General features: G+C 55.6%; 15 protein-coding genes. 1 reads left to right on the top strand and 14 read right to left on the bottom strand.

What is annotated here, in order from left to right:
• Positions 1 to 54 precede the first annotated feature (54 nt).
• The 11 genes from IAE48_RS04930 to flhD all read right to left on the bottom strand — a co-directional run bounded on the left by IAE48_RS04930 (position 55) and on the right by flhD (position 11,155).
• Positions 55 to 1,017, bottom strand: coding sequence for a spore coat U domain-containing protein (locus tag IAE48_RS04930; protein ID WP_200133658.1), 963 nt, complete (start codon positions 1,015 to 1,017; stop codon positions 55 to 57).
• Positions 1,017 to 3,410, bottom strand: a complete 2,394-nt coding sequence (locus IAE48_RS04925) for a fimbria/pilus outer membrane usher protein (RefSeq protein WP_200133657.1) — start codon at positions 3,408 to 3,410, stop codon at positions 1,017 to 1,019. Before IAE48_RS04925 ends, IAE48_RS04930 begins: the two co-directional genes overlap by 1 nt.
• Positions 3,386 to 4,114, bottom strand: a complete 729-nt coding sequence (locus tag IAE48_RS04920) for a molecular chaperone (protein ID WP_370568961.1) — start codon at positions 4,112 to 4,114, stop codon at positions 3,386 to 3,388. Before IAE48_RS04920 ends, IAE48_RS04925 begins: the two co-directional genes overlap by 25 nt.
• 49 nt (positions 4,115 to 4,163) lie before the next feature.
• Positions 4,164 to 4,718, bottom strand: a complete 555-nt coding sequence (locus IAE48_RS04915) for a spore coat U domain-containing protein (protein ID WP_200133655.1) — start codon at positions 4,716 to 4,718, stop codon at positions 4,164 to 4,166.
• 10 nt (positions 4,719 to 4,728) lie between these two features.
• On the bottom strand, positions 4,729 to 5,298 hold the full coding sequence (locus IAE48_RS04910) for a spore coat protein U domain-containing protein (RefSeq protein WP_094420761.1): 570 nt from the start codon (positions 5,296 to 5,298) through the stop codon (positions 4,729 to 4,731).
• A gap of 381 nt (positions 5,299 to 5,679) precedes the next feature.
• Positions 5,680 to 6,183, bottom strand: coding sequence for a chemotaxis protein CheW (cheW, locus tag IAE48_RS04905; protein ID WP_023480148.1), 504 nt, complete (start codon positions 6,181 to 6,183; stop codon positions 5,680 to 5,682).
• A gap of 22 nt (positions 6,184 to 6,205) precedes the next feature.
• Positions 6,206 to 8,242: a chemotaxis protein CheA gene (cheA, locus tag IAE48_RS04900; RefSeq protein WP_225975770.1), complete on the bottom strand. Its 2,037-nt coding sequence runs from the start codon at positions 8,240 to 8,242 to the stop codon at positions 6,206 to 6,208.
• Positions 8,243 to 8,252: 10 nt separating this feature from the next.
• Positions 8,253 to 9,212: a flagellar motor protein MotB gene (motB, locus tag IAE48_RS04895; protein WP_023480067.1), complete on the bottom strand. Its 960-nt coding sequence runs from the start codon at positions 9,210 to 9,212 to the stop codon at positions 8,253 to 8,255.
• The gene (motA, locus tag IAE48_RS04890) at positions 9,209 to 10,096 is read right to left on the bottom strand and encodes a flagellar motor stator protein MotA (RefSeq protein WP_094420765.1); all 888 of its coding nucleotides are present in this window, start codon (positions 10,094 to 10,096) and stop codon (positions 9,209 to 9,211) included. Before motA ends, motB begins: the two co-directional genes overlap by 4 nt.
• A gap of 127 nt (positions 10,097 to 10,223) precedes the next feature.
• The gene (gene flhC / locus IAE48_RS04885) at positions 10,224 to 10,802 is read right to left on the bottom strand and encodes a flagellar transcriptional regulator FlhC (RefSeq protein ID WP_042714166.1); all 579 of its coding nucleotides are present in this window, start codon (positions 10,800 to 10,802) and stop codon (positions 10,224 to 10,226) included.
• 2 nt (positions 10,803 to 10,804) lie between these two features.
• Positions 10,805 to 11,155 (bottom strand): flagellar transcriptional regulator FlhD, encoded by a 351-nt coding sequence (flhD, locus tag IAE48_RS04880; protein WP_023480187.1) that lies wholly within the window; start codon positions 11,153 to 11,155, stop codon positions 10,805 to 10,807.
• A gap of 777 nt (positions 11,156 to 11,932) precedes the next feature.
• On the opposite strand from flhD, the gene uspC reads away from it, so the two are divergent.
• Positions 11,933 to 12,358, top strand: a complete 426-nt coding sequence (gene uspC, locus IAE48_RS04875) for a universal stress protein UspC (RefSeq protein WP_094420767.1) — start codon at positions 11,933 to 11,935, stop codon at positions 12,356 to 12,358.
• 41 nt (positions 12,359 to 12,399) lie between these two features.
• Here the strand turns inward: uspC and otsA are convergent, their stop codons facing one another.
• The 3 genes from otsA to araH form a co-directional block, all read right to left on the bottom strand.
• Entirely contained in the window at positions 12,400 to 13,824 is a 1,425-nt protein-coding gene (otsA, locus tag IAE48_RS04870; protein WP_076770072.1) for an alpha,alpha-trehalose-phosphate synthase, read from the bottom strand.
• Positions 13,799 to 14,605 carry a trehalose-phosphatase gene (otsB, locus tag IAE48_RS04865; RefSeq protein ID WP_200133654.1) on the bottom strand — a complete coding sequence of 269 codons (807 nt, stop codon included), beginning with the start codon at positions 14,603 to 14,605 and terminating at the stop codon, positions 13,799 to 13,801. Before otsB ends, otsA begins: the two co-directional genes overlap by 26 nt.
• Positions 14,606 to 14,791: 186 nt before the next feature.
• Complete coding sequence (gene araH, locus IAE48_RS04860; RefSeq protein ID WP_023480059.1) at positions 14,792 to 15,775, bottom strand: L-arabinose ABC transporter permease AraH; 984 nt, start codon at positions 15,773 to 15,775, stop codon at positions 14,792 to 14,794.
• Position 15,776 lies beyond the last annotated feature (1 nt).

The raw sequence follows: 15,776 nt of genomic DNA, 5'->3' as shown, positions 1-15,776 counted from the left end.
TATCGGCATCCGGCCTGGGAACTTTACATTTGCGAAAAGGAAATAAATTTGCGCTTAAAACACAATATCCACCGTTAAGGTATCGCTGTAGGTTCCGCCAGGCGGCGTCGTCTGCGTTGTCAGCACCTGCGCGGTGTAGTTGTAGGTGCGCAGCAGCCCATCAGCACTCATCTGCGATGAGGCACTGCTGGCCCAGCGCTCCGCACCGATACTGCCCCAGCGGCTGGTGGTGCCAGCTTTGTAAATCTCATAACTGAGACGATTAGTGCCGCTCGCCATATTACGCACGCTGCCGTTGGCATAGAGACCGTTATTAATGCCGACAGTGTAACTGCTTCCTTTAGTGCAAGTAATGGAGACAGATTGCGAAACAGTGGGGAAATTTCGCACCAGCGGCGCGCTGCCAAAGTTAACATTCGGCGCGCTGATGGTGGTGCAATCATTGGTGATGGTGCCGGTTAACAGCAGGCTGGTGAGCGCCGTGCCTTTCTGCGAAGAGAAACAGATGCCAAGCACGCCGTTGGCACAGACATCGTAGGCGACACTAAAGTTAAGCGTCACCTGGTAAGGCCCGGCGCTGACATTTTGCCCCGGCACCGTCATAAAGTAGAGCGGTAAGCTATAGGTGCGCGAGCCGAGCAGCTCAAGCAGCGCCGCACCGCTCCAGGTGTAACTGTTACCACCGATGTTTATTTCACTGTTGTTGGCGCAGTTGGCCTGGCCGCAGAGCCGCACCGGAATCGTATCGGTGATAGTGGCGTTATCACTGCGCTTCATTGCCGCCCGGTTGGTTGCCGTCACCGTTGCTCCCGTCAGCGTTAGGGTGATGGAGTCGTTGGTTAGCAGGTTGAGTATCGCATCACAACGCACCACTAACCTTCCGGTGGTAGTTTGCGCCCCGGCGTTAAGGACAAAGGAAGTGACGGTGCCGAACGCGGCATTAACGGTGCTGACTGTACAGGCCGACCAGGCCGGGGCTGCACAGAGCAGTAGAAACAGAAAAAGTAGCCGACGCATTATGGATTCCTCTGGCAGGTAAGCGGCCCGTAGGTCTGCAATTTATGTTCGGGGTTGGCGCTAAGAGTGAACTCGGTTTTACACTCCCCCCCTTCCGGCAGGCGGACAATGAGCGGGTTGATGTTCTCAAGATTCTCCAGCCAGGCGATACCGTCATACCCCACTACCGCAGGCGCTTTACCGCGGCGCTCCACCTGGCTGCCAACCGGAATTGCCAGCCCCTGCTCATCATGGAGGATGACGCTGGCGACGCGCTCCTGCACCATCGGGAACTCAATCAGGTAACCGCTCTGGCGGCGTAACGCGACTTTGCGCTCCGTATTCTTAAGCTGGGTATCGGCAGGCAGGTTCAGGGTGTTAATGCTGTAACTCGCCGGATAGTAGGCCGACACGCCACTCACCAGCAGGTAGCCATTCTTATCCGTTACGCCCACCGGCTGGTTTTCATAATTGACCGGTACGCCGGCATTGCCGCCGGTGCTGATCACCGCGAAGGCGTCGTTGATGCGGTTCGCGGCAAACAGCTGACCATCCATCAGCACCACGGCACCAATCGTTTCCCCCCACCAGGTCATCTTGCCGCGTTCGCCATAGCCACCGCCCTGCAATTCGATATTGTTATTGCGCCAGCCCAGCGTGCCCTGCTGGTAACTTCGCGCCTGCGACTGGTGCGCCAGCGACATATTCCAGCTCAGGCCGCCGTCGGTGGGCATTGCATGGCTGTAGTTCACGCGCTGCGTCGAACCGGCATCCGGGGTTCTCTCCATACTAAAGGCGGCGCTGTCACGCTCGCCAATCGGGATCTGCACCGAGAGGCCAAAGGTCCAGTCGCCGCGCTGATTATCGCGGCTGGCGGCGAGGTTCATACTGCTGGAGCCCCACAGATTGCGGCTCCAGGAGAGGTTCAGCAGTTCAGTTTTCTGGTTGTCAAAACTGCGCACGCCGATCCACGCCGCGCCAATATTGCCAAAGTCGCCCATGTTGAAAGAGAGAGAGTACTGGTCGGTATTGCGGCTGTAGCTGGCGACCGGCCAGCGCCCGTTCTGGCGCATATCATCGTAGCTGGCGCGCTGATCGTAGAGCGCCAGGTTGCCAAACTCGCGGTTGCGGCGGCTGTGCTGAGTGTTGATGCTAAACAGGCTGGTGTTGTATTGATAACCCCAGTTCAGCTGGTTGCCCGCATCGCCGAACATGCGGCTCTCGGTCCAGGCACCGTTCACCACGCCGAGGCGGCCCAGCCGCACAACCGCACCTGCGCCGCCGAGCGTCAGCGATTGTGCTCCTTCGGCGTGCCCCTCCAGCGTTAACCAGTCGGTGACGCCATAACGGTATGAGCCGCTGCCCACCAGCGGGCCGTAATCAAAATTTTCAATGCCGTAGTTGCGGCGTAACGAACCGATGGTGATCGCCCCATCGCTCAGCCCCGGCTTTAACAGCTCGCTGGCGACATAAAACGGCAGCGTGGTGCTGACGCGCCGCCCGAGGGCATCGGTAGTGACCAGCACCGCATCTCCCGCGCCGTTGATATAGGGCATGTTGGTCAGGGTAAACGGCCCCGGCTGTAGCTGCCGGTTACCGGCGCGATAGCCGTTAATAAACAGGTCAACCGAAGTTGGCACCGCCGCTTCGCCGGAGAAGGAGGGCAGCGGCCAGGTGACGAGATCGGGACGTAATGTGAAGTCGCGCCCGTAACGAATACCGCCGACGCGCACGCTGCTGCTCCAGCTAAGGGCTTCCGAGATGACGTCCCCTACTTCCCACTGCGTGGCATCCTCTTCGTTATTAAACATCAGCGAAGTGTCATAGCGCATGTAGCCCTCCCGCTGACGCAGCGAGCCGCTGAGCGTCTGGCGCAGCGCGCCGGTAGAGGAGAAGACCGCATTGCCGGTAAAGAAGCGAAACTCATTCCATAGCGCCGCCTGGCTGCCAATGTGTTCGGTGGTGCTGGTATAGAGGTCGTAGTTGAGCACCGCGCCGCGGCCATACTTTGGCTCGCTGCGTCGGCCGCCCTCATTAAACGAGGTATAGCGTGCCGGAACCCACTCCTGCGGGACAAACAGCAGCAAGCGCTGCCCGGCGCTGTCATACTCCACACGCACGTTGGGCAGCGCAGACACATTGACCTCGCCCTCGGGCAGATGATCCGGCGGCAGCCCGGCGTGGAGCAGATCGGCACGCTTAAGGAAAAAATCGTTGAGCCGCCGCGTCACCGGCACCACCTGCTGGGTATCGTAGTAGTTGATCACCAGCGCGAGGTGAAACTCCGCCTGCTGGTTGATGCTCTGCGCATCCGGCGGCGGCGGTAAACCATCATCTCCCGGCTGCCCCCAGGCGGCGGTGCCGGGTAACATTATTGCGGCTGCAATAATCAGTTTCCTGCTGACGACTGCCATTGCTCATCCCGTGCGTTAATCGATGCCTCCAGCGCCGATGGATTGCTCACCCCGGCAGGCAGAGGCCAGCGCCGGGCACTGTGCGGCAACACATACCCTAACAGCCCGTCGGCGACCTGCCGCATCTGCCCTCCCTGACGCACGCGCACTTTGCTCAGCCGCACGTGGATATCATCCTCATTGCGCACTTCCAGTTGCGCCTGGCCGCCTTCACGCACCACGCGCCAGTGCAATTTTGCCGGTTGTACAAAGGCGTGGTGCGCCCCTTCGGCCTCCGTCTTAACGCCCTGCCCATAGACAAACAGCGGGATCGAGTAGCGCATCTGGAGCTTGAGGCCAATCTTCGGTTTGTTCGGATCGTCCGGCTGCGGGATCTCATCGACAATGATGCGGTAAGCCTGCTCTTTACCGGCCGGGATCGCAGCCTGCTTAATCAGGCGGATCAGTTGCTTACTCTCGGGTGCTATCTGCACAATCGGTGGGCTGGCGACCACATCGCCCTGCTGCTGGTAACGCTCAAGCCCGCCATCTTGCGTCCAGCGAACAATACGCACCTGCATGGTGGTAGGGGTTTCGCCCTGATTCTGGATCCACAACTCGGTGGCCTTGGTGGTTGCATCCAGCCAGGGATCGATCGGCCAGATCAGAATGGTGGCCGCGGCCTGCGCGTTTCCCGCTGCAAGGGTCAACGCCCCCGCCAGCATACATCCTGCCGCGCGGCGGCCCAGGTTGACATTCATTCCCTCTCCCTTATCACCATGACAACGTCACGGTGAGTTGATCGCTGTAGGTTCCCGCCGGGCTGAAGCCGGTGAGCTGCGCTGCGCCAAAGATGGCGAGCGAAATATTATTGCTATCGGTGATGGTGACCGGAACCGGCTGGTTGACGCCGATTTCCGTATTGGGTGCCAGCGTGCTGCTGGTGTAGAGGCGGTACGGCACCCGCTCTACGCCGCCGCTGCGCTGCATATTGCGCACCGTCGAATAGTAGTTGCCGCCGCTGATACTCATGCTGAGCGCCACGCCGGGCGTACAACCGAGTGAGAGGGAGGCGTTAGGGACAAACGCGCTGGTCACCTGCCCCTTTTCCACGCCCGAACGGGTGCCAAAATTGAGCGTGCCGAGCGCCGCGCCGCTGCCGGTGACCACGGCGCAACCAGGCGTAATCGTTGCGCCGACGGTAAAGGTTTGCGTCGTGACCGCCAGCGCAGCCGGTTGCGCCAGAATACCCAGCACCACTCCTCCTGATAATGCGCGCAGCACTGCCCGGCCACCCTGCCAGGCGGCGCGCACGCTCTCCCTTTTCATCGGCGGAGGTTTAGTACGTGACGCTCACGTTAATCACGTCGGTGTAGGTGCCCGGCACCACGGTGACGCTGTTGCCGCCGCCGGTGATACGGCCATAAAGGGTGTAGTTATCAACGCCGCCGGAAGTTGAGGCGCGAGGAATATTGGTGTTGTTGGCGATAACGTTACTGAAGCCGCTATCGCTATAGAGGCTATATGCCACGCCACGCGTGGTGTCGGCGGTATTGACCAGATAACGAGCCGGTGTGCCCGGTGTACCGACGACGTTACCCGGCGCGGTGGAGTTGGTATTGCCGGTGACCTGCACGGTGTAGTCGGTGGTGGTGCACTGCACCGTGAAGCTGTTACCGCCGTTGGCGCCGGTCAGCTGCGTGGTGAGCTGGGAGAAGGTTGCCGGGTGGGTACCAAAATCGAGGGTACCGAAGTTGATACCGTTCTGGCTCGGCGAGCCGTTAATCAGACACCCATTCGTGAGGGTCAGTGTTGCGCCAATCGTCCCGCTACTGGTGACCGCCCAGGCACTTTGTCCGGCCACCATTAACGCGCCGCCAGCCAGTACATAAAGAAGTTTTCTGTTCATATGTCATCTCCAGCGTTCCCGCGCGCGCCGCATTGCCCAATCAATGGGACGGCCGGAAAAGAGTCAATAAAATCAGTCGAAAAAAGAGGTTTAACTGAAATTTAGATGAGGCGCTGAAAACCAACCACTTTATCCGGGCGATAAAATGTAACGGACTGGTAAGCATTTTTAATGAATCGCATCAGAGGATTAATGACGAAACCGGGGTGAAATCGCTAAAAATGTAACAAATATATGTCTGAATTTGTGATAAATATCACCATATATGATATCACCGCAAAATCATGCAGTTAGGAAGGTTGAATAGTCACTTAAGGGTAACTGAAGTGGGAAAAGCAGAGGGAAAAACGGGCGGGTGAAGAGCTTCACCCGCCTGATGCGTTACGCGACGTGGGTTGCCGCGATGTCCAGCAGCGCCATTTCGTCGCTGTTGAGCAGTTTTTCGATGTTTACCAGGATCAGCATACGGTCGCCCAGCGCGCCGAGGCCGGTCAGGTATTCGGTCGACAGGGTCACGGCGAATTCCGGTGCCGGGCGGATCTGGTCGGAGGCGAGCGACAGTACGTCGGAAACGCCGTCAACCACGATACCGACCACACGCTGACCAAGGTTCAGCACGATCACCACGGTGTTTTCGTTATATTCCACTTCGCCCTGGCTGAACTTCACGCGCAGGTCGACGATAGGCACGATCACGCCGCGCAGGTTGGTGACGCCCTTGATGAAATCAGGGGTGTTGGCGATGCGGGTAACCTGATCATAGCCACGAATTTCCTGCACTTTGAGAATATCGATGCCGTACTCTTCATCGCCCAAAGTGAAGACCAGGAACTCCTGACCTGATGGCTCGCCCGCCAGTTTTGCTACATTACTCATACCGGTCATGTTTTATACCTTCTTAACTAAATCAGGCGGCTGTGTGCGCCATACGATGTTCACGATTCAATCCCTGCAGCGCTGAGACGTCCACAATCAGCGCGACGCTACCATCACCAAGGATGGTGGCGGCAGAAATCCCCGGCACTTTGCGATAGTTGCTCTCCAGGTTTTTCACCACCACCTGGTGCTGACCAATCAGCTGATCGACCAGCAGCGCATAGCGACGACCTGCGCTCTGCAGAATGACAACAATTCCCTGCGTGGCTTCGGTTTTTGCCCCAGCCACGTCAAACACTTTCCACAACTCAACCAGCGGCAGGTATTCGCCACGTACTTCCAGTACGCGCTCGCCGCCCGCCAGCGGATGCAGATCTTCTTCGCGCGGCTGCAACGACTCCATAACGGCGTTGAGCGGCAGGATAAAGACTTCGTTATTCACTTTCACTGACATGCCGTCGAGGATCGCCAGCGTCAGCGGCAGCAGGATACGGATAGTGGTACCGGTGCCCTGCTTCGATTTGATCTCAACGTGGCCGCCCATCTCCTGGATGTTACGTTTCACCACGTCCATGCCCACGCCGCGGCCGGAGACGTCCGTCACCTGCTCGGCGGTAGAGAAGCCCGGAGCAAAGATCAGCATGCCAACTTCTTCATCGGTCATGCTTTCGCTCACGGCCATGCCCTGAGAAAGCGCTTTGGCAAGGATACGGTCGCGGTTAAGGCCAGCACCATCATCGGTCACTTCGATGCAGATGTTGCCACCCTGATGCTCTGCGGAGAGGATCAGGTTACCAATCGGCGATTTGCCCGCTTCAACGCGTTTTTCCGGCGTTTCAATACCGTGGTCGAGGCTGTTACGCACCAGGTGCGTTAATGGATCGATAATACGTTCGATCAGGCTCTTATCGAGTTCGGTCGAGCTACCCTGCAGGGTCAGTTCTACCTGTTTATCCAGCTTGGTCGCCAGGTCGCGAACCAGACGCGGGAAGCGGCTGAAGACATACTCCATCGGCATCATACGAATCGACATTACCGATTCCTGCAGATCGCGGGCGTTGCGCTGCAGCTGGCTCATGCTGGTGATCAGATCGCCATGGGTCACCGGATCCAGTTCGTTGGAGCGCTGGGCCAGCATTGACTGGGTGATCACCAGTTCGCCGACGAGGTTAATCAGTTGGTCAACTTTCTCAACTGCTACGCGGATGCTGGTGGACTCACTGGCGGCGCGCGCCGGTTTTTCACGTCCGGCAGGCTGCGCCTCTTTAGCTACCGCTTTCAGTACCGGTGCAGCAGCAGCCTGAACGGCAGGAACCGCGGCTTCGGCCTCTTCTTCTGGCGCAGCAGCGTCGGCAACCGTGTCAACGGCGGCGGGCGCAGCGGCTTTTTCAAAGGCAATTTGGTCTGCTTCGATAACAAAGCAGAGCACCGCAATAATGTCATCTTCACCGAGACCGCCATCGATGGTGGCGCTCAGGCTATTACTGCCTTTGACCACATCGCTCAGCGTACCGAGGTTACCCAGCTCCTCTTCCAGCAGAGCAACTTCGCTCTCTTTCAGGCGTGACAGTACGACGCGCAATTTGCCGTCGTTCGCCGCAGCAGGAGCAGCGTCGACAGCCTGCGCGGTGCTTTCAACCACAGAGAGCTTCGCGCTGCCGGCAGCCGGAGCGGCTTCGCCTTTCGCTTCCAGCGCCAGCTGGCGCAGAGCGTTGCAGATATATTCGAAGCTGGCAGCATCCGGCTCTTGCGAGCTTTTATAGGCGTCGAGCTGTTCTTGCATAATATCTTTGGTTTCCAAAAACAGGTTGATAATGTCGGTGTTAAGCTGCATTTCGCCACGCCGTGCCTCATCCAGCAGGTTCTCCATCAGGTGCGTGGTTTCCTGCAGAATGGTAAAGCCAAACGTTCCCGCACCACCTTTAATAGAGTGAGCGGCGCGGAAGATGGCGTTGAGCTGTTCTGAATCAGGTGCTTCCGGCACCAGATCTAATAAATGTTGTTCCATATCGGCCAACAGTTCGTCGGCCTCATCAAAGAATGTCTGGTAAAAATCACTAATATCCATGCTCACGCTATCACCTCGGATTGGCTTGTGGCGATGTGGGAACTGCTACCGGAGACGCAGGGGCTGGCGCGGGGGCTGCCGGCTCTGCGGGCTCAGGCTGTGTAATGGCGCTTATTGGCGCACTTTGACTCTCGGCGTTCTCATGCAGAATGGCCGCTTCTGCCTGTTTGTTGAGCACCAAAAGACTTATTCGGCGGTTGATGGCTTCATCAGGTCCGCGGTTGACCAGGCGCATGGTGGCGGCCATGCCGACAACACGCATTACCTTGCCATCATCCAGCCCACCGGCAACCAGCTCGCGGCGCGATGAGTTTGCACGATCGGCTGAGAGCTCCCAGTTGCTGTACCCTTTGTCGCCGTTGGCGTACGGGGCATCATCGGTATGACCGGAAAGACTCACTTTATTCGGGATGCCGTTAAGCACCGGGGCAATCGCCCGTAAAATATCGCGCATGTAAGGCTCGACTTCCGCGCTGCCGGTTTTAAACATCGGCCGGTTCTGGCTGTCGATAATCTGGATGCGCAGCCCTTCCTGTACGAGATCGATCTTCAGATGCGGGCGCAGGGCGCGCAGCTTCGGATCCGCTTCGATCAACTGGTCCAGATCGCCGCGCAGTTTGCTCAGGCGCGACTGCTCCATGCGTCGTTTCAAATCATCAATATTCGGCTGTTTTTGCACTTCGCCTTGTTGCTGTGTGTAGTCATCGCCACCGCCCGGAATGGGGCTGTCGCTATTCGAAATACGCGGCCCACCGGTGACCGCTGTTGCCAGTGGCGTGCGGAAATACTCCGCAATCTGAATCAACTCTTTCGGGCTGGAGATGGAGATCAGCCACATAACAAGGAAGAACGCCATCATCGCCGTCATAAAGTCGGCATAGGCGATTTTCCACGAGCCATGACCGCCGCCACCATGGCCTTTATGTTTTTTACGTTTAACTACGACGATAGGATGGGCCTGATTTTTCATGCGTCCTCGGTTGTCGTCTGTTGGTTAGGGTTGCGGACAGCACGTACGTGCTCATCCAGCTCGACAAACGATGGACGCTCGCTTGAGTAAAGCGTTTTACGACCAAACTCGACCGCGATCGGCGGTGCATAACCGTTCAGGTTCGACAGCAGCGTAATCTTGACGCACTGCATCATCTTGGCGGTTTCCGCACTTTTCTGGCGCAGCACGCTTGCCAGCGGCGAGATAAAACCGTACGCCAGCAGGATGCCAAGGAATGTCCCCACCATCGCGTGGGCAATCAGTGCGCCCAGCTCTGCCGCCGGACGATCCGCCGAAGCGAGTGCGTGAACTACGCCCATTACCGCTGCAACGATACCGAACGCCGGAAGCGAATCGCCGACCGCCGCGAGGGCGTTAGCAGGCACTTCTGCTTCACTCTCGTGGGTCTCGATCTCTTCATCCATCAGCGCTTCGATTTCGAAGGTGTTCATGTTGCCGCTGATGATGAGACGCAGGTAATCGACAATAAACTCGAGCATGGTGGCGTCGGCCAGAATGCGCGGGTAGCTGGCGAAAATCTCGCTCTCTTTCGGGTTCTCGATATCTCTTTCGAGGGAGAACATCCCCTGCTGACGTGATTTCGCCATCAGGCGATAGAGCAGCGCCAGCAGGTCCATATACATACTTTTGGTGTACTTAGAGCGGCGAAACAGCAGCGGCAACGCTTTCATTGTGCCTTTGATGGCTTTGCCGTTGTTGCCCACAATGAATGCACCCACACCCGCCCCGCCGATAATAATCAGTTCAGAGGGTTGATACAGTGCCCCAAGGTGACCGCCGGTCATCATATAACCGCCTAAGACTGCACCAACTACTATCAGGTAACCTAATACGATAAGCACGACATCATCCTTCTGCTAATGACTAAGGCTTAAGAGAAACATTTCGGAGGGTTTTCACGAACGGCGGGCAAAAAAAAGCAGCGGCATTAAAGCACCGCTGCTGGAGTTTTGATTCCACCTGATTCGGTTAAACAGCCTGATCGATCTGTTCTTCCAGCAGTTGTGGAATAATATCGGCAGCTTCCGGCGAAAGTTTACGTCTTTTTACCGCGCGAGACGGCGGCTGGCATAAACTGCAGGCAAAGCTACCAACGGGCTGATGAGCATGGGTAACAAAGTTACCGCTGCAGCAGTTACAGCGCGACAACTCCAGCATTCCGCTTTCCACGAAACGGACCAGCGTCCAGGCGCGAGTCAGCGCCAGAAGCGGGCCTTCATCCGAATGAGGGCACTGTTCGAGGTAGAGTCGGTAAGCTTTAATGACTGCGTCAACGCCGCTGCACAGACCGGTTTTTAACAGAAACTGCCAGGCGTTGCAGAACATCGACGCATGGATGTTTTGTTCCCAGGTCATAAACCAGTCGGTGGAGAATGGCAGCATGCCTTTCGGCGGCGGGCTACCACGCAACTCTTTATAGAGTTTGATAAGACGACCGCGGCTAAGCTGCGTCTCACTCTCCAGCATCTGTAAACGCGCACCCAGCGTAATCAGTTCCATTGCTAACTGAATATCGCGTGCTTCCTGAACAATGCTTTTCTCACTCATAGTTAAGCCCTTTTCTTCCTGGCCGCGTCGCCGTTTTTAGATGATTCGTTGAGCAGGCGGGTTGAAAGCAAAATTCCGGTATGGACTTGCTGCAAGTCATCCACACGCGATTCCTGGGTCAGACGAGTGATGGTCTGATGATTGTCGAAACGGAACTGACAAATAAGCTGATTGGTTTCAGCCAGTTTCACCATTTGTGGCAGGGTTAACTCACCCAGCGTGTTTGCCATCTCTTCATTGATCCCTAAACGGAACATGGCGGAGGCTTTGTCCTGGCTAATAAGACGCTGAGCAAGGAGTAAATATGACAGATTGATATCGTAAACGTGTTTCAGCAACTCGGATGTATGCATTTTTCCCATCCAGAATAACCAACTTGAATCTTATGCGGCTAAGCCGCACCCCGTGATGTCGCCGGGAAAAAACCCGGTATAAAAAAGAAAGGCTAAATGCATAACTGACTCAGGATCTCGCAAGCAAGGCGCTTCGTTGAGATGTTAATGCCTTGCTGCTCTCTTAATCATTTCTTACAAAGAACTAAGATTTTTCCTAATTCGACGCAACTGTACTCGTAGGTGCTGAGACATACAATCTGAACAGAGCGGGAATTTGAAATTTTTGTGATCCACGTCACATAATTTACGTGATTATTGATCAGAAATCTATCAGTCTCGCTTGTGATTTGATGTTTTATTACTCGATTGCACCCTTTTTTATTCCACTAGTACGAATACTCATGCAGTACCAGGGGCTAAAAACCGCGACTGGTCAGAGGTATGACGTGCTGGAATGGCTCGATTCAGCAAAACGTATCTATTGCAGACACATAAATAAATATACTTACAAAACAACGAGTTAAGATTTTAGTGTGGCTAATTAGTTGACTTAAGTAACCATTTCAATTTCGTTAATGAGCCTGATGATCGGCGGAGGAATTCAGCGATATATTCTTTAAATTTCAGTTAGGTATTCAATTTTCGTTAACTTGCTTATTATATGTACGCTCTGTTACGTAAGAAAAATTAATGAATATTTATGATTACCTTCACAGAGCAGCAATGTTTGTGGCTTGCACTGGAACGTGAAACAGAGTAATGGTGAGAAAAACTGGAATACCCGTGGAGAACGCAATGGCCTACGCGCATCTTCTGGTTGCGGTAGCGATGACACCCGAAAGTCGTCAGCTGCTCGCCAAAGCGATTGATATTGCTCGCCCTTCTCACGCCCGCATCACGTTAATTACCTTTGCCGCCGACCCTGAACTCTATAATCAGCTTGCTGCGCCCATGATGGAGAGTGTCCGAACTCTGCTGCAGGAAGAATTGCAACAGTTTCTTAACGAACTTGTAACCAGTGCACATTATCCGATTGAACAGACGCTTATCGCCACGGGCGAATTATCTGAACATATATCCCATGTCTGTCGTACCAGGGGTGTCGATCTGGTGATATGCGGCAATCACAACCAGACATTTTTCGCGCGCGCGGCCTGTTCGGCGAAGAGTATTGTGAAGACGAGTGAAGTGGATGTGCTGCTGGTGTCACTGGAAGGATAAAAAAACGCTCCCGATTCTGCGAGAGCGTTCTATTTTACGGCTTAAGCCAGTTTCGGGAAGGTCGCCACTTTGTTTTGTAGCTCGCTCTGCGCGCTACGTGGCGAGATTTGCTTTAGGTCGCTGATAAACCTCTCCTGCCAGTGGTCGATATCATTCTCCTGAATGATCTTCAGCATCTCCGCATGGCGCGAAATACGCTCTGCCAGCGGCATGCGCAGCGCACGGTCAAGCGCCGCAGCCACATCGTCACGATCGTAAGGGTTGACCAGCAACGCGGAGGTCAGCTCGTTCGCCGCACCGGCAAACTGCGACAGCACCAGCACACCCGGGTTTTCCGGATCCTGCGCCGCCACATACTCTTTCGCTACCAGGTTCATCCCGTCACGCAATGGCGTGACCAGACCCACTTCGGCGTAACGGAAGACCTTCATCAGCACTTTGCGATCGAAATGCTGGTTGAGGTAGTAGAGCGGCGTCCAGCCAAGCTGGCCATATTTACCGTTAATGCGCCCCGCTTCTGTCTCCAGCTGGTGACGGATATCCTGATAAGCCTGCACTTCGCCGCGCGAGGTCGGCGCAATCTGCGTATAGCGGATTTTGCCGTGGTGCTCGGGGAATTTCTCCAGCAGCGTCTCATAGGCGAGGAAACGCTCCGGCAACCCTTTGGAGTAGTCCAGACGCTCAACAGAGAAGATGTTCTTCACATTCTTCAGCTCGGCTTTCAGCTGCGCAAGCTTAGGCGGCAGCGGGCCGGATGCCTGCTGAGCGATCTCATTCGGCTCAATACCGATTGGGTAGACTTCGGTACGGAAATTTCTGCCCCACGCCATGTGCTCTTTACTGTTACGCGTGCTGAGACGCGTCTGCATCGACACGCTGTCGAGAAACGCGGTGCGGTCGCTCTCAGTCTGGAAGCCGAGCAGATCGTAATCGCACAGCTGCTCCAGCAGCTCCGCATGCGGCGGCAGCGCGTTGAAAATCTCCGGCGTCGGGAAAGGAATGTGCAGGAAGAAGCCAATCTGATTTTTTACGCCGCGTTTACGCAGCTCGCTGGCAAACGGCAGCAGGTGATAGTCGTGGATCCAGAGGATGTCATCCTCTTTCAGCAGCGGCACCAGCTTATCAGCCAGTAAGGCATTCACTTCCTGATAGCCATCCCACGCTTCGCGCTGGAATTTCACCAGGTCAAGACGGTAGTGGAAAGCGGGCCACAGCACGGCGTTAGAGAATTGGTTGTAATACTGCTCGTGATGCTCTTCGCTGAGATTGAAGGAAACCCAGGTAATGTTCCCTTTGCTCACCTCTTTCAACGGTTGATCTTCATCGCCGATTTCGCCGCTCCAGCCAAACCAGACGCCGCCTGCGGCTTTCAGTGCGCCCAAAATACCGACTGCCAGTCCGCCAGCACTGGCTTTTTTATCATCAGGCGGTGCAATTCGATTAGATACTACGACTAAGCGACTCATAGCCATCTCTCCTGTTTGTTAGCGCCTTTTCTTCTTGTTTTTGATACTCGGACATACGTTCCAACCAGTCATGAACATCGCGAACGTCGTTCAGCCGCCACTGGGCGTGGGTTTCGCCTGAACCGACTTTAATCGAGATACCGCCCAGTTTATTGACGGTTTCAAAACCATGCTCATCAGTAAGATCGTCACCAAGAAACACCGGTTTCCTGCCGGTGAAGGGCGGCGTGCGCAGAAAGGCTTCAATGGCCGCGCCCTTATGAATGTCGGAAGGTTTCAGCTCAACCACACATTTGCCAGGCTGCATGGCCAGCTGCGGGAAGGTGTCAACCATCTGTTGTGCCAGGGCAAAGACCGCATCTTCATGCTGCGGTGCCTGGCGATAGTGCAGTGCGAATGCCATCCCTTTGGTTTCCAGCACGACGCCGTCAAGCGACGCCAGCCCTTGCCGAAGCGCCTGCTCCAGCGGAATAAGCACCTCTTTCGGCAATGTCACCCGTTCAGTTTGACCTGTGATATCGCGCCGCTCTGCGCCGTGAACACCGGCAAGCGGGAAACGATACGGTTTAACGAGCTCATCAAGCTCGCTAATGGAGCGCCCTGAAATCAACGCCAGCGCGCCGTTATTCATCTCTGCAAGCAATGAAAGTCTGGTCAGCACCTGTTCCGGAATAAAAACATCATCCGGGCGCGGTTTAATATCAGCGAGGGTGCCATCCAAATCGAAAAAAAAGGCAAAATCACCGGAAAAGAGAGGCGGTTTTGATAACGCGTCGTCCACCCTTGTTTCCTCCTTACAGTCATCGTGTGAGCCGTTATTAATCTACGGCCCCATTATCATTAGCCATGTAAGTATAGACAGTGTGACGCTGCTCGCCATTTTAACAATGAAAGACCAGCCGCATTAGCGGCTGGTTAAAGGGGGAATTACACTAAAAGGTTGTGTCGATAATTTAAGCAGTTAGCGTTATACCGTGCGCTTCGCTTTCTGCTTGTAACGGTCGAAGATCACTGCTGCCAGCAGGATCAGACCGCGTACGACGTACTGAGAGAAGGGGGAGATATTCAGCAGGTTCATGGCGTTCTCAACGGTGCCAAGAATCAGAATACCTGCCACTACATACGAGATTTTTCCTATGCCGCCCTTGAGCGAAACCCCACCCAATACGCAGGCCGAGATGACAATCAGCTCATAACCGATAGAGGTCATCGGCTGTCCGCTGGTCATACGCGAAGCAAGAATAATCCCTGCCGCAGCCGAGACCAGCCCGGAAAGCACAAAGATGATGATTTTGGTGCGTACCACCGGCACACCCGCCAGCCGTGCCGCCTCTTCATTACCGCCAATCGCCAGCGTATTGCGGCCAAAGGTGGTGCGGTTAAGCAGGAAGCCGAAGATAATCAGACAGCCGACCGTCAGCCAGATTGGCGCCGGCAAGCCCAGCCAGTTTGCGTAACCCAGCTCGAAGAAGCGCTCATCTTCGATGCCGACCGCTTTACCATCAGAGATGATATAGGCCAGCCCGCGCACAATCTGCATGGTCGCAAGGGTGGTAATCAGGGCGTTGATCTTTAAGCGGGCAATAACGAAGCCGTTAATAAAGCCGCTGACCACACCGAGCAGCAGACCAGCGGCGACGCCAATCCACAAGCTTTCGCTAAGGTTAATCACCACCGCCGTGGTCACACCGGCGCAGGCAATCACCGAGGCGACCGAGAGATCGAAATCGCCGGAGGCGAGGCAGAAGAGCATGCCGCAGGCGACCATCCCGGACATTGAGATCGCCAGCCCCAGCCCCTTCATATTGACGAAGGAGGCGAAGTTCGGCACAAACACCGCGCAGCCGATAAACAGCACCGCGAAGACCACCAGCATGCCAAACTGATCCCAGATGCGCCCGACGCTAAAGGGCGACTTTTTCGGCGCGCGGGCCGTTGTTAAAGATGACATC

The organism is Kosakonia sp. S57, assembly GCF_016516575.1.
Lineage (GTDB): Bacteria > Pseudomonadota > Gammaproteobacteria > Enterobacterales > Enterobacteriaceae > Kosakonia > Kosakonia cowanii.
This window is presented reverse-complemented; position numbering and strand designations above follow the sequence as displayed.

What these genes read in the sequence shown, in the direction of transcription:
- IAE48_RS04930 (WP_200133658.1), bottom strand. Translation starts at nt 1,017, where the DNA reads ATGCGTCGGCTACTTTTTCTGTTTCTACTGCTCTGTGCAGCCCCGGCC.
- IAE48_RS04925 (WP_200133657.1), bottom strand. Translation starts at nt 3,410, where the DNA reads ATGGCAGTCGTCAGCAGGAAACTGATTATTGCAGCCGCAATAATGTTA.
- IAE48_RS04920 (WP_370568961.1), bottom strand. Translation starts at nt 4,114, where the DNA reads ATGCTGGCGGGGGCGTTGACCCTTGCAGCGGGAAACGCGCAGGCCGCG.
- IAE48_RS04915 (WP_200133655.1), bottom strand. Translation starts at nt 4,718, where the DNA reads ATGAAAAGGGAGAGCGTGCGCGCCGCCTGGCAGGGTGGCCGGGCAGTG.
- IAE48_RS04910 (WP_094420761.1), bottom strand. Translation starts at nt 5,298, where the DNA reads ATGAACAGAAAACTTCTTTATGTACTGGCTGGCGGCGCGTTAATGGTG.
- cheW (WP_023480148.1), bottom strand. Translation starts at nt 6,183, where the DNA reads ATGACCGGTATGAGTAATGTAGCAAAACTGGCGGGCGAGCCATCAGGT.
- cheA (WP_225975770.1), bottom strand. Translation starts at nt 8,242, where the DNA reads ATGGATATTAGTGATTTTTACCAGACATTCTTTGATGAGGCCGACGAA.
- motB (WP_023480067.1), bottom strand. Translation starts at nt 9,212, where the DNA reads ATGAAAAATCAGGCCCATCCTATCGTCGTAGTTAAACGTAAAAAACAT.
- flhC (WP_042714166.1), bottom strand. Translation starts at nt 10,802, where the DNA reads ATGAGTGAGAAAAGCATTGTTCAGGAAGCACGCGATATTCAGTTAGCA.
- flhD (WP_023480187.1), bottom strand. Translation starts at nt 11,155, where the DNA reads ATGCATACATCCGAGTTGCTGAAACACGTTTACGATATCAATCTGTCA.
- uspC (WP_094420767.1), top strand. Translation starts at nt 11,933, where the DNA reads ATGGCCTACGCGCATCTTCTGGTTGCGGTAGCGATGACACCCGAAAGT.
- otsA (WP_076770072.1), bottom strand. Translation starts at nt 13,824, where the DNA reads ATGAGTCGCTTAGTCGTAGTATCTAATCGAATTGCACCGCCTGATGAT.
- araH (WP_023480059.1), bottom strand. Translation starts at nt 15,775, where the DNA reads ATGTCATCTTTAACAACGGCCCGCGCGCCGAAAAAGTCGCCCTTTAGC.